The following is a 22,890-nucleotide window of genomic DNA, read 5'->3' as shown; positions in this document are numbered from 1 at the left end:
AATAAAAATGTTATTTTTGCATTTGTTTTTCGGCTCCTTCATTTTCCCGTTTTGCGCAGCGCCGGGGACTGGCTTGCCTGGCGATATCCACTGTCGGGATGCGGATGTTTTTCTATCTCCGCTCTTGCTGTCACTCTGATGTTAGTTTCAATTTTGAAACATTCAATTTCATTTTGATCATTCGCCATGGCTCTATTCTTTCAAGCTTTGCTGAAGGAAACAATCACGGATTGTCACGAAACGGAGCTTTTCAGCTGAATCCGCTGCCAGGTTCCATTATTTTCGCGACTTTCCTTGAAAAACCGTCTCGCTATCAGATTGGTAGTTGTTGTTTTTTGGTTGGTGATTATTAAATTTGATCGCCAATAAAATGCGATAGAAATAATTATTTGTAATTTCAATATCGAATAATTGCTATCGAATCAATAGTCTTTATTTGCGAAGGGAAATTCTTGATAATCACTATCGGAAGCGTAGTGAGATACGCCGGCGGGCAGGAGGGAGGGATGAAATAGAAAACGCCCCGGCGGGCGGGGCGTTTTTGCGGCGCAGGGGAGGGGGCGGTCAGCCCTCCTCGCGCCAGCGGCGCAGGCGGATGGCGGCGTACAGCAGTGCCGCGCCGGCCGCGGCACCCAGCCAGACGGCTGGCAGGGCCAGGCTGGACCAGGAATTGCTGAACACGTCGAGGCGTGTCATGTGCGAGCCGCCTTCTGCCAGGGCGCGCATTTGCGGCAGCAGTTCCGGTTCGAACAGATACCAGCTGCCGGGCAGGGTGCCCAGCAGGGCGCGTCCGATGACATTCATCTGTATCCAGCTGACGTCGCTTTCCGTCAGCGTCATCTTGCCCGCCCAGACCGTCAAGATCAGCAGCAGCAGCGGCACGCCGACAGCCCACAGGAAGACCTTGGACTTGGCCCAGCTCGATACCATCAGCAACCAGCCCACGGTGGGCAAGGCCCACAGGCAATACACGGGCAGCAAGCCGAACACGCGCAGCGGTCCCAGATACAGGCCGGGCGAGCTGGCCAGGTCGGCAAACACGTGGATGCCGTTGGCGGCCAGCACGCCGCTCAGTATCAGCACCAGCGCCAGCGAGGTGATGCTGGCGGCGGCGGCGACGATTACCGGCGCCACCAGCAGGGCGATGATGGCTTTCGACAGCACCGTCTGCGCATCCGAGATGGGCAGCGACTTCCAGAACAGCACGCTGCGGTCGCGGCGGTCGTCATGCAGGGCGCTCAGGCAATAGAAAAACACGAGGAAACCCAGCGCCAGGAACAGGGGCGCGGCCGCGTACGTGTAGTTGTTGGCGACGGCGTCGATGATTTCCGTGCGGCGCGGCCCGAAGGTGCGGGTATTGAAGATGGCGCTCCAGGACACTTCCTCGCCATTGATGGTCAGCGCCGTGCGCGTCTTGGTCTTGGCGATGGTGCCGATCGTCATCAAGGCGCCCAGCAAGGTCATGACGATGCCGATCACGGCTGGCGTCCACAGCAGCATGCCCTTGTGCTCCCACAGCTCGCGCCGCAGCAGCCATTGCATTTTTTTCATGGGGGAAATGCTCATTGGTACGATCCTTTCATGGTCGCGACAAACAGGTCAGCCAGGCTGGGAGTGCGCAATTCGCCGAGGGCGGCCAGCTGGGTGCGGGCGACGCCATCGAACAGCATCACGGACTTGCCGAACACGCTGCGCTCGCTGATCGGCTGCAGGGCGCGCGCCGGGTTGACATGCTGCGGGCCCACCATCACCTCGACATAGCGTTCGCCCACTTCTTCCATCGTCGAGGCCAGCACGATCTTGCCGTCGCGAATGAACATCAGGTCGCTGAGGATATGTTCCACTTCCTCGATCTGGTGGGTGGTGATGACGATGGTCTTGTTTTCATCGAAATAGTCTTCCAGCAGGTTCTGGTAGAACTGCTTGCGGTACAGGATGTCCAGGCCCAGGGTCGGCTCGTCGAGCACCAGCAGCCTGGCGTCGATGGCCATCACCAGCGCCAGGTGCAGCTGCACGATCATGCCCTTCGACATGGCCTTGACCTTCATCTTCGGCGCCAGCTTGGTATGCGCCAGGTAGCGCTCGGCCTTGCTGCGGTCGAAGCGCGGATGCACGCCGGCGACAAAGTCGATGGCGTCGCGCACGCGCAGCCAGCCCGGCAGGATGGCGACGTCGGCGATGAAGCAGACATCGTCCATCAGCGCGTCGCGCTGCAGGCGCGGATCGCGCCCCAGCACCGACAGCTCGCCATCGAAGCCCGTCAGGCCCAGGATGGCTTTCAGGGTGGTGGTCTTGCCCGAGCCGTTAGGCCCGATCAGGCCGACGATGCGTCCCGGCGCGATATCGAAACTGATGCCGTCGACGGCCACCTGCTTGCCGTACTGCTTGCGCAAGCCGCGCGCGCTGATGACGCTGTCGTTGTTCAATGCATTCATGCGCCTTCTCCCTTGACGCCGTCCTGGCGGCTGGCCAGCAGCAGTTGTTCCAGATTCAGGCCCAGTTGCGTAATGCGTTCCAGCATCGCCGGCCATTCTTCGCGCATGAAGCGCTCGCGTTCACTGGCCAGCAATTTGTCGCGGGCGCCTTCCAAGACATACATACCGAGTCCTCTGCGTTTTTCCACCAGGGCATCGTCGACCAGTTCCTGATAGGCGCGCGAGACCGTAATGGGATTCAATTGATAGTCGGCCGCCACCTGGCGCACCGAAGGCAAGGCGTCGCCGGACTGCAGCACGCCATCGAGCATCATGCCCACTACCCTGGCCTTGAGCTGGCGGTAGATGGGACTATTGTCATTCCATTCCGCGCTCATGGGATGCGCTCCGACAAGGGCGGGGCGGGACGGCGCGTAAAAAGTGCTGTAGGCATCGAAGCTCCGTGATTTATTGAGTTGGTGTTGTAGTTAACTATAACAGTGAAAATTAAAATGTCAACAAAATCATGTTTTTCTATCCATGAGGAAACTATAATGTTGCGTCTTTGAGAATCTTACTTGATAACTTCTGGCGAATATCTTCGCCAGTCACCATGAAAGCAGCAATGATCAATCGATATGACGAGTTGCAGAAACTGTTCAGGCGCGCCGGCTGCGGCATCGCCCTGTTGGCCGTACTGAGCGCCTGTGGCGGCGGTTCCGGCGGTGGCACGGCCACGCCACCGCCTGTACCGCCGGTCGACACGCCGCGCTACCTGCTGGGCGGCACGGTCAGCGGCCTGCTGCCCGGCGCCAGCGTCGTGCTGGCGAACGGCACGGATAAAGTGACCGTCACGGCCAACGGCGCGTTCAGCTTTGCCGGCAAGCTGGCGGCGGGCGCCAGTTACGATGGCAAGGTCGACAGCGCCTCCGCTGGCCTGGGCTGCAGCATCGCGCAAGGCGCGGCGACGATGGTCAGTGCGGATGTCAGCACGCTTGCCGTGCGTTGCCTGCCCATCGTGCTGGCCGGCGTGCAGGAGCGTATCCAGCGTATCGATGGCATGGTGCAGGATGCTGCGGGCAATTCTTACTTCACCGATTCGTCCACGCAGGTGATCCACAAGCTTGCCCCCGACGGCAGCCTCAGTATTTACGCTGGCATGCCGGGCAAGACGGGTGCCGTCGACGGGCCTGCCGCCAGCGCGACCTTCTACATGAGCGGCGGTCGCGCACCGCTGGCGATCGACGGCAAGGCGAATCTGTACGTGGCCGACAGCTGCAATGGACTGGTGCGAAAAATTACGCCTGCCGGGGTGGTCAGTACATTGGCCGGGAAGCGCCGCGCCAATTGCAGCGGGCCGCAGGAGGGGCAGGATGGCGATACTGCATACGCCGATGGCGCGGGGACGCAGGCGCGGTTCGGATGGATCACCAGCATGGCCATGGACCGCAACGATGATGTGCTGCTCGTCGATGACGGATCGGCGCCGGTTCGCCGGGTGACGCCGGCTGGCGTGGTCAGTTCCATCAATGTCCTGTTTGCCGAGCCGAATGGCCTGCCAAGGGCAGGACTAGCGGGGCAGATAGCGGTCGATGCCAACGGCGTCATTTACTTGAGCAACAGTGGCGGCAGCAAGGTCTACCGCTTTGATCGTGGTGTGGCGACCCTGGTTGCTGGAAATGCGAGAACGACTGGCTATGATGGCAAGGGGGCGAATGCCAGCTTCCGGGGCGTGCGCAGCATGATGTTCGAGCGCAGCGGCAATTTGTTGCTGGCCGACCGCGACGCCATCCGCCGCATGACACCCGATGGCGAGGTGACGACGGTGGCGGGGCGCGTGGTGCCCGACGCGACAGGGAAATATCTCGACTGGAAAAATCTGGCGCTGATATCGAGCGAGGATTCAGGCGCCATGCTGGTCTTCGATTCCAGCCTGCAACGGCTGAACCGGGTGGATGCCGGCAACAGGATTGCGACCGTGCCTGTCATGCTGAGCGATGCCGGATCGGCGGACGGCGTGGGCGCTGCGGCTCGCGTGGGCAATGTCAGGGCATCGACCATGTGCAGCGACCCCGCGGGGAATGTCTATCTGCTCGATGCGGCCGGCAAGGTGCTGCGCCGGCTGGCGCCAAATGGCAAGCTCGAGCTGTATGCGGGGATTGCCGGCCGCGCCGGCAGCGACGACGGCGCGCGGCTCAGCGCGACCATGGCCAGCCCCGTGGCGATCGCTTGCGGTGCGGACGGGGCCGTGTATGTTGCCGACAGGGCGCCGGATGCGCCTGCGTTTAATTTACGTAAGATCAATAGCGACGGGGTCATGTCGACCATCGAGCAATTGCCGGCTGACACCAATGGCCTTCAGCAGTATATCCTGGCGATTGACAAGGATGGCTATATTACATGGATGGAGATCTTCGGCGAGGGCATTTACCGGCGCCCGCCCGGCGGTGTATTTTCCTTGTTCGTGTCCTTTGACGCGCTCACGCGCGCCCTCGGCGATCGCGATCCCGGCCCCCAATCTGTCCTTCCCTACAGCATTGTGTTTGACAGCAAAGGGGAGATGTATTTTGATGACTACTATCATCAGGTGATATTCAAGGCGAATCGTTCCGGCAGCGTGACCGTGTTTGCCGGCACTTTGTACTCGAGTAAAAATATCGACGGTGCGCCTGGCGTGGGCAGCCTGTCATTTGCGGGCATGCCCAGCCTGGCCATCGACAAGGCCGACAACCTGTACGTCAGCGGCCAGGATGGCGTGCGCAAAATCAACCCGGCTGGGGTTATTTCCACACCGCAGCTGGCATGGGGCAATCCCATCGTGGACATCGTAGCTTTTGGCAATGGCACGCTGTACGGCTATACCGCACGTGCCATCGTCCAGACGCCTTTGCCTTAGGCCCGGCTATGGGCAGGCGCGGCTGGCAAGTCCGTCAGCCGCGCCTGCAAGTCCAGCGCATTGAACAGGGCGGCCCCGGCCGCTGTATTATCGAAGATGCACCAGCTGCCTGCCTGCGCCGGTTCGCGCAGGCAGGCAGCCAGGCTTGCCAGATACGCTGGCGGGTAGTCGGAGTAGTAGATAGTCGGGCTGCCGTGCAGGCGCAAATAGGCCACTTCCGTCGTCGGCACGTGCGGGCCAGGCTGGCCGGCGGGCGGATCGGCGCGCACGCGCGTGATGCGCTGCAGCGTTAACAGCCCGGTCGCGCCTTCCTCGAACCAGCTGGGGTGGCGCGCTTCGCACGCCAGCATGCCGCCGAAGCGCTGGCGCAGCGCACTGAAAAATGCGGCGGCCACGGCCGTATCGAATTGCAGGCTGGGCGGCAGCTGCACCAGCACGCAGCCCAGTTTTGTTCCCAGTTGCAACACTTCCCCCGCAAAGCGATCCAGTTCCGCCTCGCCATCGCGCAAGCGCCGTTCGTGCGTGATGCTACGCGGCAATTTCACGCTGAAGCGGAAATGGTCGGGCACGCCGTCGGCCCAGCGCGCGTAGGTGGCGGGCTGGTGCGGGCGATAGAACGAGCTGTTGATTTCCACGCAGGACAGGACGCGGGCGTAGCGCAGCAGGTGGCTGCCTGCGGAGGGGAAGTGGCTGGCGGCGGCGCTGGAGATGCTCCAGCCGGCCGTGCCGATGTAATGTGTGTGCATGGCGCCATTACAGCAGGGCCGGGCGGGCGCGGCTATCGGACAAACGCCCGTGGCGCGGTCGGCGGTCGCCTAGTCGATGATGTCGCCGTTGAGATCGTGGCGCGTGATGTTGCCGCGTGCATCGATGGCGATCCAGCCGCCGCGCGGCCCTTCCGGCGGCGTCACGTCGCATTCCCAGTCGGGCAGCACATAGCGCAAGGTGTCGTCGACTTTATGCAGGGCAGGGCGGTGCGTATGGCCGTGGATCATCACGGTGCTCGCGTGTTCGGCAAATACTTGCGCCACGGCATCGGGCGTGACATCCATGATGTCCATGGATTTTTCGCCATTGTGCTCGCGGCTGCTCTGGCGCAAGCCGTCGATGATGGCCTTGCGCTGCGCCAGCGGCATGGATAAAAACTGTTTTTGCCAGGCCGGCTGTCGCACCATGGCGCGAAACTCCATGTACTTGACGTCTTTCGTGCATTCGGCGTCGCCATGCAGCAGGACGATGCGCCGGCCGGCAATGGTGGCCACGTGCGGTTCGCTGAGCAGGGTGGCGCCGGCCGCGGCGGCAAAGCCGGAGCCGACGAGGAAATCGCGGTTGCCGGCGATCCAGTACACGTGTACGCCAGCATCGCTGACGGCGCGGATGGCAGCCGTCATACGCGCATTGAACGGGTCTTCCAGGTCATCGTCGCCGGCCCAGTATTCGAACAGGTCGCCTAATAGATACAGCGCTTGCGCATATTGCGCATGGTGTTCCAGAAAGGAAAGAAAGGCGGCGCTGGTACGCGGGTGCGAGCTCTGCAGGTGCAGGTCGGAAATAAAGAGTGCGGCAGGCATTGTCATCGTTCAACGCTCCCAAAAAGTGATGTACATGGAGAGGCGCAAACGCTGCAATGCCTGTTATTCATGGTGCCAGAGCCGAATTAAGCGGCTTCTACCTTCTCGATGATCACGTCGGTCACCGGCACGTCGGCGAACATGCCGGCGCGCGAGGTTTTCACGGCGCGGATGGCGTCGACGACTTCCTTGCCATCGGTGACTTTACCGAACACGGCGTAGCCCCAGCCGTCCTGGCCTGGGTAGTCGAGGAAGCTGTTGTTCTTGATGTTGATGAAGAACTGGGCCGATGCCGAGTGCGGATCCGACGTGCGGGCCATGGCCAGCGTGTAGGTATCGTTTTTCAGGCCGTTCTTGGCTTCGTTCTCGACGGTGGTGTCGGCAGGTTTCTGTTTCATGCCTGGTTCGAAACCGCCGCCCTGGATCATGAAGCCGTCGATGACGCGGTGGAAAATCGTGTTGTCGTAGTGACCGGCTTTCATGTAGGCCAGGAAGTTGGCAACCGTTTTCGGCGCTTTTTCGGCGTCCAGTTCAGCGGTGATCTTGCCCAGATTGGTGGTGATGATGACGGAGGTCATGATGATCCTTAATAAATTGGATGAAAAGTTGATTTGGGCCGTGGCATGCCACGGCGGCATGCGGAGACCGCAAAAACGCTATTTTACAGTTTTGCGGGCGCTGTCTTGAGTAAAGTCGCCGATTCGATCAGCACGGGGGTGACGGGCACGTTCTGGTGCGGTCCCTTGTCCGCCACGGGCACGGCCTTGATCTTGTCGACCACGTCCATGCCGCTGACGACTTTGCCGAACACCGTATAGCCGAAGCCGTCGCGGCCAGGATAGTCGAGCGCGCCGTTGTCGTTGACGTTGATGAAAAATTGCGCCGTGGCCGAATGCGGGTCGCCCGTACGCGCCATGGCGATGCTGTAGGTGACGTTTTGCAAGCCGTTTTGCGCCTCGTTCTTGATCGGCGCCTTGGTGGCTTTCTGTTTCATGTTCTTGTCGAAGCCGCCGCCCTGTATCATGAAGCCATCGATGACGCGGTGAAACACGGTTCCCTTGTAGTATCCGCTTTTGACATACTGCAAGAAGTTGGCCACGCTTTTCGGCGCTTTTTCCTGGTCCAGTTCCAGCACGATCTCGCCCATGCTGGTTTTCAGGGCCACGTGCGGCGTGGGATCGAGGGCTGCCGAAGGCGTTGCAGGCGTGGCCGCGACGACGGCGCCGCCCAGGGTCAGGCTGGCGAACAGGGTGCAGAAGCGGGCCAGGAATGGCAGGCGTTTCGATTTGGTTTCTTGCATGGAGGCGTCCTTAATCGTTATTTTTCTCTAAACTTGCTTTAATTGTAAAGAAGTGAAAATTCGGTTGAACATCGTAAAAACCTGATTCATATCGGGCCAGTATGGTTTTTATCAATGTTATACTTGACCGCTAACGCCCTAATTCTAACAAACAAGAACAACAATATAGCGGGTCGTACAGTCTCGGCGCACACGGCAGTTCAGTGGCGCGGCACCCCTGGTGTCCGCGCCTGTCTGTCGTTTTGCCTGGCTGGCGGCCGCTCCACTTGCAAAGTACGATGAGCAATCTAAAGATTTACAACACCCTGGCTCGCGAGAAGCAGGTATTCGTCCCGATGGAAGCGGGCAAGGTACGCATGTACGTCTGCGGCATGACCATCTACGATTATTGCCATATCGGCCATGCGCGCATGATGATGGCCTTCGACGTCATCTACCGCTGGCTGAAGGCGTCCGATTTCGACGTCACCTATGTGCGCAACATTACGGACATCGACGACAAGATCATCCGCCGCGCCGTGGAAAACGGCGAGACGATCTCGCAGCTGACGACGCGGTTCACCCGCTACATGGATGAAGACACGGCCGCGCTGGGCATCTTGACGCCCGACCATACGCCGCGCGCCACCGAATACGTGCCGCAGATGCTGAGCCTGATCGAGCAGCTGGAAGCGAAAAACCTCGCCTACCAGGGCGTTGACGGCGATGTCAATTACGCCGTGCGCAATTTCCCCCACTACGGCAAGCTGTCGGGCAAGTCGCTCGACGACCTGCGCGCGGGCGAGCGTGTCGACGTCAACACGGGCAAGCGCGATCCGCTCGATTTCGTGCTGTGGAAGTCGTCGAAGGAATCCGAGCCGGAAGAAGTCAAATGGGATTCGAAGTGGGGCAAGGGCCGCCCGGGCTGGCATATCGAGTGCTCGGCCATGTCGTGCGCCTTGCTCGGCGAACAATTCGACATCCACGGCGGCGGCGCGGACTTGCAATTCCCGCACCACGAAAACGAGATCGCCCAATCCGAAGGCGCGTTCGGCCATACCAGCGTCAATTACTGGATACATAACGGATTCGTGCGCCTGGACAATGAAAAAATGTCCAAGTCGCTCGGCAACTTCTTCACCATCCGCGAAGTGCTGCAAAAGTACGACGCCGAAGTGATCCGCTTCTTCATCCTGCGCGCGCATTACCGCAGCCCCCTCAATTATTCGGACGTGCACCTGGACGATGCACGCCTGTCGCTGACGCGCCTGTACACGGCGCTGGCCGACGTGGCGGTGGAAGAGGGCGCGATCGACTGGAGCGAAGCGCACGCCGTGCGCGTGCGCGAAGCGATGGACGACGATTTCAACACGCCGCTGGCCGTGGCGGCCTTGTTCGACCTGGCAACGGAAGTGAACAAGAGCAAGTCGCCGGCCCTGGCGCGCCAGCTGAAAGGCTTGGCGGGCGTGCTGGGCTTGCTGGAGCGCACGCCGCAGCAATTCCTGCAAGCCACCGTCGGCGCCGCAAGCGGCCAGGACGAGGCGGCAGGCATCGAAGCGGCCATCGCGGCGCGCAGCGCGGCGAAAAAGGCGCGCGACTTTGCCGCATCGGACAAGATCCGCGCCGAACTGTTGGCTGCGGGCATCATTCTCGAAGACAAGCCTGACGGCTCGACCAACTGGCGCCGCGCATGATGCCAACGTCCAGGGACAACGGGGAAGCCCCGGTAGCGGCGCAGGTGATCCAGGTGCCGCACTACTGGGAAGAGGCGAAGATCGAGCTGATGAAGCGCGACCGCATCATGAAAAAGCTCATCCCGCAATTTGGCGACCTGCACCTGGTCGGCCATAGCGACCCGTTTACCACCCTGGCCCGTTCCTTGGTCGGGCAGCAGATCACGCCCAAGGCGGCGGATGCCGCCTGGAAAAAACTGCTGCTGGCCTGCCCGAAATGCACGCCCTCGCAAGTGCTGAAGGCAGGCGCCGAGCAACTGGCCGCCTGTGGCTTGTCCAAACGCAAGACCGAATACATCCTCGACCTGGCCGACCATTTCAAGGCCAAGCGCGTGCACGCCAGCCAGTGGGACCAGATGGATGACGAAGCCGTCATCGCCGAGCTGGTGCAGATCCGCGGCATCGGCCGCTGGACCGCCGAGATGTTTTTGATATTTAATTTGCTGCGACCGAATGTCTTGCCGCTCGACGATCCTGGCCTGATCCAGGGTATCAGCGTCAATTATTTCTCCGGCGAACCTGTTTCCCGCAGCGATGCGCGCGAAGTTTCCGCCAATTGGGAGCCGTGGCGCACCGTGGCGACGTGGTATCTGTGGCGCAGTCTCGACCCTGCAGCCGCCCCTGCCGCATCCGATACAGCCCCCGGCGCACCAGCCGGTACGGTAAAATAAACATAGATGACGCCGCGCGCCCTGGCGCCGTGGCCGGTAAAACCTGGAGGTACAATGACTAAAACGACTTTCCTCAATTTTGAACAGCCGATCGCGGAACTCGATTCCAAGATCGAAGAGTTGCGCTTCGTGCAAGACGATTCGGCCGTCGACATCTCGGAAGAGATCGACCGCCTGGCCAAGAAGAGCCAGCAGCTGACCAAGGATATCTACGCCAAGCTGACGCCTTGGCAAGTGGCGCAGATCGCGCGCCACCCGCAGCGCCCCTACACCATGGATTACGTGAATGAAATCTTTACCGATTTCCACGAATTGCATGGCGACCGCAGCTACGCTGACGACCTGTCCGTCGTCGGCGGCCTGGCACGCTTCAACGGCCAGCCATGCATGGTCATCGGTCATCAAAAGGGCCGCGACACGAAAGAGCGCGCCATGCGCAATTTCGGCATGCCGAAACCGGAAGGCTACCGCAAGGCCATGCGCCTGATGAAAGTGGCTGAAAAGTTCAACTTGCCGATTTTCACGTTTGTCGACACGCCAGGCGCCTTCCCCGGCATCGACGCGGAAGAGCGCGGCCAGTCGGAAGCGATCGGCCACAACCTGTACGTGATGGCGGAACTGAAAGTGCCGCTGATCGCCACCATCATCGGTGAAGGCGGTTCCGGCGGCGCACTGGCCATTGCCGTGGGCGACGCCGTGCTGATGCTGCAATACTCGACCTATGCCGTGATTTCGCCGGAAGGCTGCGCCTCGATCCTGTGGAAGAGCGCCGAACGCGCGTCCGACGCGGCCGAAGCGCTGGGCCTGACGGCGCACCGCCTGAAAGCCATGGGCCTGATCGACAAGATCATCAACGAACCGCTGGGCGGCGCCCACCGCGATCCGAAGCAGATGGCCACCTTGCTGAAACGCGCGCTGGCCGATACCCTGCGCCAGTTCCACGGCATGAAAACCAAGGACTTGCTGGCCGCGCGCCACGAGAAGTTGCTGAGCTACGGCAAGTTCAAGGAAACCACGCCGAGCGAGTAAGCCGTCGCAGGTCGGCGTAGGTCGGCGTAGGTTGGCGTAGGTCGGCTTAGCGCAGCGTAAGCCGACAAGACGTAAGCCGACAAGACAGTAAAACACCAGGGACAGGCAGGTAGCCGAACACACTCGGCTATCCACCTGTCCCTCTTTGCATTCCCGGAGTCCACATTGAAAAAGCAACAAACCGCCACCGTGCCCGATATCTTTGCCAGCGCGCTGGACGCCTGCGCGCCGCCAGCGGGCAGCACCGTCGGCATCGCCTTGAGCGGCGGCCTCGATTCTTCGGCCCTGCTGCACCTGGCGCATGCCTGGGCGCAGGAGCATGGCGCGGCCTTGCACGCCTTCCACGTGCACCATGGCCTGAGCCCGAACGCGGATGCGTGGCTGGCGCATTGCGAGCAATTGTGCGCCGGCATGGGCATCGCCTTCGAGGCGCGCCGCGTCACCTTGGAAAAAAATGCGAAGACGGGCACGGAAGAGGCGGCCCGCAAGCGCCGTTACGCCGCCCTGGGCGACCTGTGCGCCGCGCACGGCGTGCGCCTGCTGCTGACGGCCCACCATCAGGACGACCAGGCCGAGACGGTGCTGCTGCAATTGCTGCGCGGCTCGGGCACGGCGGGCCTGTCCGGCATGGATGGCGCCAACAGCGCGCCCGAGCTGCTGGGTAACCCGGACCTGGTAATGGCGCGTCCCTTGCTGCCCGTGTCGCGCCAGCAACTCGAAGCGTATGTGGCGAAACATGCGATTGCGCACATCCACGACGAATCGAACGACGACCCGCGTTTCGCCCGCAATGCCCTGCGGCACCAGGTGATGCCCGTGCTGGCGCAGGCGTTTCCCGGTTTCCAGGAACGCTTCGCCCGCAGCGCCCAGCATGCGCAATCGGCGCAGCGCCTGTTGACGGAGCTGGCGACGCAAGACTTGTCAGATTGCCTCGATGGCGATTGCATCGAACTGGCGAAATTGCGCGCGCTGAGCATGGACCGCTGCTACAACCTGCTGCGCCACTGGTTCGGCACGCGCGGCTTGCGCATGCCGTCGACGGCGTGGCTGGCGGAAATGCTGGCGCAACTGCTCGAAGCGCGGCCCGATGCGCAATTGCTCGTCACGCATCCCGAATGCCACGTGCGGCGCCACCGCGACCGCCTGTATTTGACGCCGAAGCTCGACGACCTCGCGGGCATGCGCGACAGGAGCGACGCGAATATCCCGGGCCTGGAAAAAGCCAGCCAGGAATTTCGCTGGCAGGGTGAGGCCAGCCTGGCGTTTCCTGCCTACGGCGGCGTGCTGCATTTCGATGCCGTGGCGGAGGGGGGCCAAGGCATCGATATTGCCTGGCTGCAAACTCAAGCCTTGACCATCGATTTCCGTCAAGGCGGCGAGCGCCTGAAGCTGGCGCTGAACCGTCCCACCAAGAGCTTGAAATACCATTACCAGGCCTTCGACGTGCCGGCCTGGGAGCGCGAACGCCTGCCCCTTGTCTGTGCGGCGCAACAATTGCTGTATGCAGCTGGTATTGGCCTCGATTGTCATTGTCTGAGCCTGCTGGATCGTCCACGGGTGACCTTGCGCTGGCAGTCCTGCTGAGCGCAGGGACGGCTGCCACGGCCACTCCCGGGGTGGCCGGCGAGTGGCTGTTCAAGCCAGCTGGACTGTATGGATTGGTTATTTCCATATGTGTAATTGGTATGAGCTAATGCGCTTTTTAGCTTGTTATTTTGCATTGCGGCATGTAGAGTAAAGCCCTCCTTTTTTATTCTTCTTGAGCGGAAACTTCACTCTTATGGCTTTAATCGTCCACAAATATGGCGGTACGTCGATGGGCTCGACTGACCGTATCAAGAATGTCGCCAAGCGCGTTGCCAAGTGGCACGACGCTGGGCATCAAATCGTGGTGGTGCCATCCGCCATGTCGGGCGAAACGAACCGCCTGATTGGACTGGCCAAGGAAATCATGGATCAACCCGATCCCCGTGAACTTGACATGATCGCCTCGACAGGCGAACAAGTGTCCGTCGGCCTATTGTCGATGGCATTGCTGGCGATCGGCAAACAAGCCGTATCCTATGCTGGCTGGCAAGTCGCGATCAAGACCGATTCCGCCTTTACCAAGGCACGCATCCAGTCGATCGATGACGAAAAAGTCAAACGCGACCTCGATGCGGGCAAGATCGTCATCATTACCGGTTTCCAGGGCGTCGACGAGAACGACAATATCGCGACCCTGGGCCGCGGCGGTTCCGACACCTCGGCCGTGGCGATCGCCGCCGCCATGAAGGCGTCCGAATGCCTGATCTTCACGGACGTCGACGGCGTCTACACGACCGACCCGCGCGTGGTTTCCGAGGCGCGCCGCCTGAAGACCATCACCTTTGAAGAAATGCTGGAACTGGCTTCGCTGGGTTCCAAAGTGCTGCAAACGCGTTCGGTGGAATTTGCCGGCAACTACCGCGTGCCCACGCGCGTGCTGTCGTCGCTGACCGACCCGATGTTGCCGCTGGAAATAGAAGCCAATTCAGGCACCCTGATTTCGTTTGAGGAAGATACAAACATGGAACAAGCAGTCATCTCCGGCATCGCCTTCAACCGCGATGAAGCCAAAATCACCGTGCTCGGCGTGCCCGACCGTCCAGGCGTGGCGTACCACATCCTGGGACCGGTGGCGGACGCGAATATCGAAGTCGACATGATCATACAGAATCAGTCGGTCGACGGTAAAACGGACTTCACCTTCACCGTCTCGCGCGGCGAGTATGCACGCGCGCTGGCCGTGCTGGAAGCGAACCGCGAATCGCTGGGCGCGGCCAGCATCACGGGCGACGCCAAAGTGTCGAAACTGTCCGTCGTCGGCGTCGGCATGCGCAGCCACGTGGGCGTCGCATCGCAGATGTTCCGCACCCTGTCGGAAGAGGGCATCAACATCATGATGATCTCGACTTCGGAGATCAAGATTTCCGTCCTGATCGATGAAAAGTACATGGAGCTGGCCGTGCGTGCGCTGCATAAAGCGTTCGAGCTGGAAAAAGCTTAAAAATGTAAAAATATTGCCCCACGCCCTTGACCAAAGGGGGGGCAGTCGATATTATGACGTTCGTCGCTGCAGCGCAGTTAGCTACAGAGACATAGTTGAGTAATCAGCTAGGAGACGTGGCCGAGTGGCCGAAGGCACATCCCTGCTAAGGATGCATACGGCTTATACCTGTATCGTGGGTTCGAATCCCACCGTCTCCGCCAGTACAATAAAACCCGCTGCTTCGAAAGAAGCAGCGGGTTTTTTCATTTCCGCCTTGCGGAGACGAGCAAAGCGCCTGCGCGCTTTGCGCGTGGGATGCGAAGCCTTGCGCGTACTCGTGCAAGGCTCCCCGTATCCTCATGCTGCCGCGCTGCGCGCGCACGTTGGCCGCGTGGCGGCCAACGCCGTCCCCTCATCTCCGGCACTGGCGGCCAGCGCCCCATCAGCCTCAGCCTCCAGTCCGCAGCGCCGTCCCCTCGCACCCGGCGCTGGCAACCAGCTCCGCCGCCCCAGCCCGTAATCCCCCCACCCATAAATACAACATGTGATTTAGTGTGAGTATTGACTCTTTGTCATTATGCATAATGGCAATGTTACTAATAAAAACTATGCATGCCCAGCCATGCTTCCATTGCCGAGTCCAATCGAGGAGTTGCCATGTCCCATCGTCTTCCCAGCAAGTACGTGTTGCTGTGTCTTGCCGCCATGCCGTTCGCTTGCAGTGCCGCGTTCGCCGCGGAAACCAAGGTCAACCTCACACTCGATCGCAGCCTGAAGTCCGTGCCGGACCTCGGGCTGCGCCTGCTGCAGGAACCGCCAAAGCTGAAGGCGCGGGCCAGGCCTGTCAGCCGCGCGGCGAGCAAGCGCGACGAGTACGAGAAGTCCTACGACCTGTACATCCGCTATGCCAACGGCACCATCTACAACCCGACCACGGCCAAGCATGACAAGGTGCGCCTGCGCTCGTACCAGCAGACGAGCGGCCTGGCGCTCGATGGCCGCGACGAGAATGCGGCCACCTTCATGGCGCCCACCGTGGTGATGGCGCCGGGACAGACCGTGCGCTTCAAGCTGCACAACCAGTTGCCGGTGCTGCCAGCCGAACAGTGCGCGACGGGCGATATCAATGCGCCGCGTCCGCGCGGCTGCTTCAACGACACCAACCTGCATTCGCATGGCTTGTGGGTCTCGCCCTCGGGCAATAGCGACAATGTGCTGATCTCGATCAAGCCTGACGTGGATTTCGAGTATGAATACAATATTCCCATCGACCATCCGGCCGGCACGTTCTGGTATCACCCGCATCAGCATGGCGCGACGGCCATGCAGGTTGCCAGCGGCATGGCCGGCGCGCTGGTGGTCGAAGGCGACCGTTATCCGACCGCCACCGCACAGGGCGATCTCGACGTCATGCTGAAACAATTCCAGCCCGACGATGGCAGCGGCAGCGCCGGCGAAGTGATGCTGTTGCAGCAAATTCCGTATGACTGCCCCAGCAACAGCCTGGCGCCAACGAAGCCGTGCGACAAGGATGCGGTGGGCGTGCTCGAGGATTTCGGCCAGGTCGAAGACCCGGATGCCTGGTTGATGTCGGGCCGCTATACCTCCGTCAATGGCAAGGTGCAGCCGGTGCTGAAGATGGATACGCAGCGGCTGTACCGCTGGCGCATGATCGACACGGGTTTCCAGGCTTCCGTCGTGTTGCGCATCCGGCGCGCCAATGATCCGCAAAAGCTGTTCCAGGCGCTCAGCGTGGCCAACCAGGACAAGGACGTGATGGAGTTGTGCGATGGCGAGGACATCACGCAATTCGAGGTGGCCAGCGATGGCTTGACGCACGACAGGATCATTGCCAAGACCCTCAACTACCTGCAGCCGGGCTACCGCAGCGATATCCTGTTCTCCCTGCCGAAGGCGGGCGCGTATTGCGTGTATGCGGAAACCAATCTCAACAACTTGACGCAGATGCATGACGTGAACAACACGCGCCTGATCAGCGTGATCGCCGCCGAGACCAGCACCAGGGCCGCCGCCCGCGCCAAGGCGGGCGAGTCGCCGCGCGACTTCCTGCTGGCCGAGTTGCGCAGCGCCGTCAAGCGCCTGCCCAGCGCGCAGTTGCCGAGCAACCTCAAGACCGACATCCTCAATGACCTGAACAATGGCCTCAAGCTCACGAAATTTGTCCCGCACAAGGCTTTCAGCGACAAGGAGCAGGAAGCCATGCGCAGCGACAAGAAGGAGTATGTGACCTTCAATATTGCGAAGGTGAAGGACGAGTACCGCTTCATGGTGGAGGGCAAGCCGGAAGATTCGCCGACGCCCGACCTGAAGTATGTCTATCATCCGCACCGCATCGACCACACGCTGGTGCTGGGCACGCAGCAGATATGGGAACTCGCTTCCAAGAATGGCAGCCACCCCTTCCATATCCACGTCAATCCCTTCCAGATCATCAGCATCGTCAGGACCGACAAGGTCGAGGGCAGCGAGGCTCCGCCGCCGGTCGATCCGCAATACAAGGACCTGATCGGCACGTGGAAGGACACCTTGCTGGTGATTCCCAAGCACAAGATCGAGATCGCCACGCGCTATCAGCGCTACATCGGCGAGTACGTACTGCATTGCCACATCCTCGAGCATGAAGACCAGGGCATGATGCAAAACGTCAAAGTCGTGCTGCCCGATGGCAAAGGTGGCGGCGACGCCGGCGGACACGGACACTGACCGTTCCTGGCGGGAGCGCCGGCCGCGTTCCCGCCTTTCCCAACCTGTCCCTGGAGCCTGGCGCATGTCACGCATGAAAACCTCTATCCTTCCCATACTGGCCAGCCTGCTGTGCTCTGGCGCCGTTGCCGGCGCCGAATCGGGCGCCCTGGCTGTCGCCCGCTGCGCCCCTGAAGCGCGGGCCCAGCTGGAGCAGGGCGGTGCGCGCGTCGTGCGCTACCGCAAGAATATCGATGAACTGACCCCGGCCGAGCTCGACGCCTTCAAGCATGCGGTGAGCGAGATGAAACGCAAGAGCCAGGAAAACGTGTATGACCGGCGCGGCTTCCTGTGGCAAGCCTGGGTGCACAACTGCACTTCCGTCGACGTCTTCAATGACCGCCAGGCGGCTTTGCCAGGGGACAGGCTGAAGCAGCTGCTGGGCGATCCGACGCGCAACAGCTGCGACATTGCCTACTTCCTCGACAAGGTGGCGACCGAGGACAATGCCCATGAGGAATTCCCGGGCGAGTGCGAGCACCAGAAGAACACCTTCCTGCAATGGCACCGGGCGCAGCTGTACTTTTATGAGCAAGCCCTGCAGGCCGCCGACCCGAGCGGCGAACGGGGGCCGAGCACGCGCGATGTCGCGCTGCCGTACTGGAATTTCACCCGCAAGCCCACCGGCGTGCGCTATCCGCAAGCCTTCGAGGATGTCGACTCGCCCTTGTACGATGCGACCCGCAAGAAAGAGGGGCTCGATAGCTCGCTGGCCACGGCCTCGCCCAACTTGCTGGCCTACCAGATCTACTACATGGATTGGGCCGATTTCGGCGGCGACGAATACGGCAGCTTGGGCGGCGGCAACCTGGAGACGAAGATCCACAATCACATGCACGCCACCTACATGGGCGGCAATATGGGCGACAACGTCACGGCCGGCCTGGATCCGCTGTTCTATGCCTTCCATAATTTCCTCGATTACAGTTTCGAGAAGTGGCTCGACGAGCATGGCGACGCCGGCATACGCGGCAGCGGGCGCACCAGCTACATGCGCAGCGAGCAGGATGCCAGCCTGCCCAGGCCCGTCGGCTGGAGCGCCGGCAGCGGCGATGAGCAGCGCAGCGATTCGGGCGACTACGCGGCCAACATGGGCCGGGCGGATCTGTACTTCGACACCATCCGGCAGGGCTATGGCTTCCAGCCGCGCTATGGCGGCGAGTTTGCCCGCAAGAAGGACATCCAGGCCCTGATCGATCGGCACCAGCAGGCGGGTTTTGTCTTCGGCAACAACCAGAAAAGCCTGTTCGCCGCCTTGCTCAGCGACGATGCGGCCGATGGCACGGTCGCCAGGCCCGACCTCACCGTGAGCAGCGCCTACAGGATACCGGCGCGGCGGGTCGCAGGCGACAAGCGGGCCAACATGGTGCTGGACCGCGCGCATGCCGACGAAGATTACAGTTTTCAGGCCGATATCTATTTGCATCCCGCCAGCGTGGTCGCGCGTATCGGCGAAAAATCGTTCCGCGATCGCTACCTGGTCACCAGCAGCAGCCATTGGGCCCTGTCCGGCGCGCACCAGCATGACAAGTATGCGATCGAAACGGATGTCACCGGCATCGTCGACAGCCTGGTCCCGAAAAAGCGCAAGCAGGCCTGGCGCATCACGGCGGCCATCACCACCAATGACAAGGGCCGTGGCCTGATACGGCAAGGCGATTTTTCCGCGCCGGTGGTCAGGATCGTCGACCGCCGCAAGCCGGCCGAACCCACGTATGAGGAGAGCAAGCCATGAGCGAACGGACCAGTTTCAAACGCGATGTGCAGGGCCTGTTTTCGCGCTATGTGGCCGACATGAGCAAGGTCAAGTTGTCGAACTCCGAATCGACGGGCGTGCAGCGGCTGTACCTGAACGACTATGCGAGCGTGAAGGCGTTTGCCTGGCAGATCCAGGTGGCGATTCACGGTTACGACTACGACAGCCGCAATGAGAAATGGCTGGTGGAGGCCGGGCATCGCCTGCGCAAGCCGGGGGGCAGGGAAGGCCAGTATGTCATGTCCGCGCCGCACCCGATGCCGCCGGACGGCAGGATGCCGCAGGAGGGCATCGATATCTTCGACCAGTGGGTCAGGGACGGCATGCCGCCGTGATGCGTTGACCAACCGGCACAGACACCCTTGATGATCAGGAGTTCAGCATGGCATACACAGGTTTGAGAATTCACCCGGCCATCGGCATCGCCCGCGTCGGCAACAGCGAAGAATACTATCTGGGACCGGAAAGCCTGGCCGGCATGCCGCTCGATGGCCAAGATGGTACGGGCGGCTTGCCGATCCGGCCCGGCACGGAAGACACGACCATCGTCAGCACCGAATTGCGCGACGCCGGCGGAAAACTCAAGCGGCAGGCCGCCCGCTTCCGGATTTACCAGTATGCGTTCGACGCAGCCGATGGCGTGGAAACCTATCCGCTCGGCCGGCGGGGGGCGGCGGCCGAAGTGGCCATCGGCAGCATGGTCGATGGCAAGATCGTCAAGGACATCGTCTGGACCGTGCACCTGGCCAACAAGAAAGCCAATAGCTGGAAGGGCGGGGACGGCGTGGCGCCGTTCGAAAACAGGCGCGCGCCGCCCCTGCGCAATCCGCGCTTCGGCGAGAGCGACTCGCCGCATTTCGGCACGCCGGCCGACCCGCTGCGCCTGAAGCTGCTGGTCATCGACGCCGGACCGCGCACCGTGCAGGCATCGCGCCAGTCCGTGCAGCAGTTCGACGCCGCCACGCCGCCGTCGTGCGCGGATGCGGCCAGCGGCGCCGTGCGCAGCCTGCCCGACTATCCCGTCTCGTTCCCGCGCGGCGGGCAGCCCGGCGCGCCGGCGCACGCGCCTGGCGCCATCATCGCCTCGCTGGGCGCCATCAGCACGGAAAAGAATGGCCGCCTGCTGGTGCTGGGCGGCTATGGCAAGGCCTGCGGCTTTGATGCGCAAGGCAATTATGCGCCCGCAGCCATCCTCGATGACAATGTCAACAACGACAACTGGTTCGACGACGTGGCCGATGGCCCCGTCACGGCCATGCTGCTCTTTGCCGACGGCACGGCGCGCGCCGTCGAGGGCAGCGCCTGGGTGGTGTCCAGCGACCCGTCATATGCGCCGCAAACGGCGAACGTCGTCTCCTTGTGGGACGACCTGTATTGCACCTGGCTGGAACAGATGGCGCTGCGGCCCGCCGTCTATGCGGACGGCGCCTATCAAATCGGCTACCGCAGCGATTTCAGCACCGATGTCCAGCCCATCCTGCGTGCGGCCTCGCTGCAGCGCTGGACGACCAGCCTGCCGCCCAGGGCGATCAAGCAGCACGACTTGCTGGGCAAGATGAAGGCGGATGGCCTGACTTATCCGATCATGAATTTCATCCGCCATCCGGACCAGACTGGCGCGCCGTCGCTGCGGCCGCAAATGCCGCTGTCGCTGGGCGACGCGGGCAGCAGCCTGCTGACCCTGACCCGCGCCCAGTATTTTTTCATGGACCAATGGGCGCATGGCCGTTACCTGCCCGATAGCGGCAGTTTCCTGCTGGGCGCCGGCGAAGCGCTGGACCGCACCGTCCTGTTCAACTGCCTGGGCGGCCGCTACAGCCCCGGCATCGAGATGGGCTTCATCGTGCGCGACCCCGGCCTGTACCGGCAGGGATGGCGGCGCCATGACGGCGGCGGCCCGTTCCGCATCAATGGACAGCGGCTCGATTACCAGGCCGCCGTCAAGGACCAGCCCTTTCTTGGCACCGGCTATGTGCCGCTGCGCGGCGGCGAGGTGCAGCCCGGCGACCTGTCGAAGTTCATGGCCTTGCCCTGGCATACCGATTACAACTCCTGCGCCACGCATTTGCCGGATCCGAATCCCGGCGGCACGGTGCGCAATAACCAGCAGGCGATCGATGCGGCCACGGTGATCAAGGGCAATGGCTACAATACCTTGCTGTATTCGTCCTGGCCGGCGCAGCGGCCCGTGGCCGTCTACACCTATGACGATGTCGTCGCCAACGGCGGCGAACTGGCGACGCCGCGCTATTCCGTGCGCGGCCAGGGCACGCGGGCCGACGGCGTGCCATCGACGACCCCGGACAATGCGGAGATCGACCGGCCCGCCATGCATGTGGGGCGCTACCAGGACCGCGCGCAGTTCCTGCTGAACTGGCACCGCATCGGCGTGGTCGTGCAAGGCACGGCGATTGCGCGCAAGGACGGCGAAAAGGCCATCTGCAAGGACTACTACCTGGAAGTGGCGAGCCTGTTCGACAGCGACGAAAGCAATCTGGTCGAGTATTGGCGCAACACGGCCATCGACAAGGTGTACCGGCCCAATCCGCGGCCGAAGCCGAAATCCTGATGCTGGTGACAGCGCCGCACTCCGCTTCGGCTGCGCCGGCCAGGCAGCGCTACCGGGTCGCCATCATCGGCGGCGGCCCGGCCGGCTGCGCCTGCGCGCTGGCGCTGGCGCAGCTTGGCGTGCATGACGTGATCGTCATCGAGGCCGGCGACTACACGCAGTTTCGCATCGGCGAAAGCATCCCGCCCGAGGCGAACCGCCTGTTCCAGGCGCTGGGTATCGCTCGGGATTTTTTTGCGGAAGCGCACGCGCCTTGCCATGGCAGCTGTTCCTGGTGGGGCAGCGAGAAGCGCGGCTACAACGATGCACTGATGAATCCACTGGGCCATGGCTGGCACCTGGAGCGGGCCCGCTTCAACCAGTTCCTGGCGCGGCAGGCCCGCTTGCGCGGCGCGGAAGTGCTGATGCACGCCAGCCTGGCCGCTTCGGCACCGGTGCCTGGCGGCGGCCATGGACTGGAACTGGCGCTCGGTGCGCCCGGGTCCTTGCGCCAGGCCAGCATCCATGCCGAGCTGGTGGTCGACGCCAGCGGCACGCGCGCCGTCTTCGCGCGCCAGCGCGGCAGCCGCAAGGTCGACAGCCTGCCGCTGGTGTGCCTGGCCATGCGCTTCGCGCCGCCCGCCGGCGGCGGCGGGCACGCCGATACCGGCCTGACGCACCTGGAAGCGGTCGAACATGGCTGGTGGTATGGCGCCCATCTGCCCGATGCCACCTTGCTGCTGGCGTTTTACGGCGATGCGGCCACCGTCAAGGCGCAGCGCCTGCAGCAAGTCGGCCATTGGCTGGCATGGCTGGCGGCCGCGCCCAACACGGCCGCCCTGGCCCGCGGCATGGCGCCGCTGGCGGGCGGCGTGCAAAGCTTTCCCGCGCCATCGTACTGTCTCGACCAGCTGCATGGCGACGGCTGGCTGGCCATCGGCGACGCCGCCTCGGCTTACGATCCCGTCACGTCGCACGGCATCGTCAAGGCGCTCGCCAACGGCATGGCGGCGGCCGGCGCCATCGCCGGCCAGTCCACGCTGGGCGATGTTGCGCACACGGTGATGCAGCGCTACGGGCAGTACCTGGCGCAGCGCCGGCAATACTACGGCTGGGAGCAGCGCTGGCCCGACGCGCCGTTCTGGCGCCAGTTGCACGCCGGCGCGGAGGCGCCGGTCGCCCAGGTCCGCGCCAGCGGCCCTGTCCCGGTGCGATAGCGG

At 62.3% G+C, this 22,890-nt stretch carries 19 protein-coding genes and 1 tRNA gene; 12 read left to right on the top strand and 8 right to left on the bottom strand.

The genetic code is table 11. From position 1 onward, the window contains the following. Positions 1 to 38: 38 nt before the first annotated feature. The 4 genes from O0880_RS23175 to O0880_RS23160 all read right to left on the bottom strand — a co-directional run bounded on the left by O0880_RS23175 (position 39) and on the right by O0880_RS23160 (position 2,812). Positions 39 to 188: a hypothetical protein gene (locus O0880_RS23175; RefSeq protein ID WP_289889003.1), complete on the bottom strand. Its 150-nt coding sequence runs from the start codon at positions 186 to 188 to the stop codon at positions 39 to 41. Between the two features lie 376 nt (positions 189 to 564). Next, positions 565 to 1,566, bottom strand: coding sequence for a hypothetical protein (locus O0880_RS23170; RefSeq protein WP_289889001.1), 1,002 nt, complete (start codon positions 1,564 to 1,566; stop codon positions 565 to 567). After that, entirely contained in the window at positions 1,563 to 2,435 is an 873-nt protein-coding gene (locus O0880_RS23165; protein ID WP_071324385.1) for an ABC transporter ATP-binding protein, read from the bottom strand. Before O0880_RS23165 ends, O0880_RS23170 begins: the two co-directional genes overlap by 4 nt. Continuing rightward, positions 2,432 to 2,812, bottom strand: coding sequence for a GntR family transcriptional regulator (locus O0880_RS23160; protein WP_071324384.1), 381 nt, complete (start codon positions 2,810 to 2,812; stop codon positions 2,432 to 2,434). Before O0880_RS23160 ends, O0880_RS23165 begins: the two co-directional genes overlap by 4 nt. Positions 2,813 to 3,027: 215 nt before the next feature. Between O0880_RS23160 and O0880_RS23155 the strand changes: the two genes are divergently transcribed. Next, positions 3,028 to 5,310, top strand: coding sequence for a hypothetical protein (locus O0880_RS23155; RefSeq protein ID WP_289888999.1), 2,283 nt, complete (start codon positions 3,028 to 3,030; stop codon positions 5,308 to 5,310). On the opposite strand, the gene O0880_RS23150 is transcribed toward O0880_RS23155, so the two are convergent. The 4 genes from O0880_RS23150 to O0880_RS23135 all read right to left on the bottom strand — a co-directional run bounded on the left by O0880_RS23150 (position 5,307) and on the right by O0880_RS23135 (position 8,181). After that, a complete protein-coding gene (locus O0880_RS23150) occupies positions 5,307 to 6,056 on the bottom strand; it encodes a DUF72 domain-containing protein (RefSeq protein WP_289888998.1) in 750 nt (249 codons plus the stop codon). The genes O0880_RS23155 and O0880_RS23150 overlap by 4 nt on opposite strands. 69 nt (positions 6,057 to 6,125) lie before the next feature. Then, the gene (locus O0880_RS23145) at positions 6,126 to 6,881 is read right to left on the bottom strand and encodes a UDP-2,3-diacylglucosamine diphosphatase (protein WP_289888997.1); all 756 of its coding nucleotides are present in this window, start codon (positions 6,879 to 6,881) and stop codon (positions 6,126 to 6,128) included. Positions 6,882 to 6,967: 86 nt separating this feature from the next. Further along, positions 6,968 to 7,459 carry a peptidylprolyl isomerase gene (locus O0880_RS23140; protein WP_071326571.1) on the bottom strand — a complete coding sequence of 164 codons (492 nt, stop codon included), beginning with the start codon at positions 7,457 to 7,459 and terminating at the stop codon, positions 6,968 to 6,970. A gap of 83 nt (positions 7,460 to 7,542) precedes the next feature. After that, complete coding sequence (locus O0880_RS23135; RefSeq protein WP_071324380.1) at positions 7,543 to 8,181, bottom strand: peptidylprolyl isomerase; 639 nt, start codon at positions 8,179 to 8,181, stop codon at positions 7,543 to 7,545. 278 nt (positions 8,182 to 8,459) lie between these two features. Here O0880_RS23135 and cysS point away from each other — a divergent pair, with 278 nt between their 5' ends. The 11 genes from cysS (at position 8,460) to O0880_RS23080 (ending at position 22,887) form a co-directional block, all read left to right on the top strand. Next, positions 8,460 to 9,854, top strand: a complete 1,395-nt coding sequence (gene cysS, locus O0880_RS23130; protein ID WP_289888995.1) for a cysteine--tRNA ligase — start codon at positions 8,460 to 8,462, stop codon at positions 9,852 to 9,854. Continuing rightward, on the top strand, positions 9,854 to 10,564 hold the full coding sequence (locus tag O0880_RS23125) for a DNA-3-methyladenine glycosylase (RefSeq protein ID WP_071326570.1): 711 nt from the start codon (positions 9,854 to 9,856) through the stop codon (positions 10,562 to 10,564). Before cysS ends, O0880_RS23125 begins: the two co-directional genes overlap by 1 nt. A 54-nt stretch (positions 10,565 to 10,618) precedes the next feature. Further along, complete coding sequence (locus tag O0880_RS23120; protein WP_034756951.1) at positions 10,619 to 11,593, top strand: acetyl-CoA carboxylase carboxyltransferase subunit alpha; 975 nt, start codon at positions 10,619 to 10,621, stop codon at positions 11,591 to 11,593. A gap of 165 nt (positions 11,594 to 11,758) precedes the next feature. Next, positions 11,759 to 13,177, top strand: a complete 1,419-nt coding sequence (gene tilS, locus O0880_RS23115; protein ID WP_289888990.1) for a tRNA lysidine(34) synthetase TilS — start codon at positions 11,759 to 11,761, stop codon at positions 13,175 to 13,177. 196 nt (positions 13,178 to 13,373) lie between these two features. Beyond that, positions 13,374 to 14,621: an aspartate kinase gene (locus O0880_RS23110; protein WP_071324377.1), complete on the top strand. Its 1,248-nt coding sequence runs from the start codon at positions 13,374 to 13,376 to the stop codon at positions 14,619 to 14,621. Positions 14,622 to 14,731: 110 nt separating this feature from the next. After that, a tRNA-Ser gene (locus O0880_RS23105) sits at positions 14,732 to 14,824 on the top strand. A 436-nt stretch (positions 14,825 to 15,260) separates the two neighbouring features. After that, positions 15,261 to 17,327 carry a multicopper oxidase family protein gene (locus O0880_RS23100; RefSeq protein WP_289888989.1) on the top strand — a complete coding sequence of 689 codons (2,067 nt, stop codon included), beginning with the start codon at positions 15,261 to 15,263 and terminating at the stop codon, positions 17,325 to 17,327. Positions 17,328 to 17,400: 73 nt separating this feature from the next. Continuing rightward, positions 17,401 to 19,101 (top strand): tyrosinase family protein, encoded by a 1,701-nt coding sequence (locus tag O0880_RS23095; RefSeq protein ID WP_289888988.1) that lies wholly within the window; start codon positions 17,401 to 17,403, stop codon positions 19,099 to 19,101. Continuing rightward, the gene (locus tag O0880_RS23090) at positions 19,098 to 19,457 is read left to right on the top strand and encodes a hypothetical protein (protein ID WP_071324375.1); all 360 of its coding nucleotides are present in this window, start codon (positions 19,098 to 19,100) and stop codon (positions 19,455 to 19,457) included. Before O0880_RS23095 ends, O0880_RS23090 begins: the two co-directional genes overlap by 4 nt. 47 nt (positions 19,458 to 19,504) lie before the next feature. Further along, positions 19,505 to 21,691: a LodA/GoxA family CTQ-dependent oxidase gene (locus O0880_RS23085; RefSeq protein ID WP_289888986.1), complete on the top strand. Its 2,187-nt coding sequence runs from the start codon at positions 19,505 to 19,507 to the stop codon at positions 21,689 to 21,691. Beyond that, positions 21,691 to 22,887 carry an FAD-dependent oxidoreductase gene (locus tag O0880_RS23080; protein WP_289888985.1) on the top strand — a complete coding sequence of 399 codons (1,197 nt, stop codon included), beginning with the start codon at positions 21,691 to 21,693 and terminating at the stop codon, positions 22,885 to 22,887. The genes O0880_RS23085 and O0880_RS23080 overlap by 1 nt, the downstream gene beginning before the upstream one ends. Positions 22,888 to 22,890 lie beyond the last annotated feature (3 nt).

It is taken from the genome of Janthinobacterium sp. SUN118 (genome assembly GCF_030397695.1).
GTDB lineage: Bacteria > Pseudomonadota > Gammaproteobacteria > Burkholderiales > Burkholderiaceae_D > Janthinobacterium.
The sequence above is the reverse complement of the archived record's forward strand: the minus strand, read 5'-3'. Positions and strand labels throughout refer to the sequence as shown.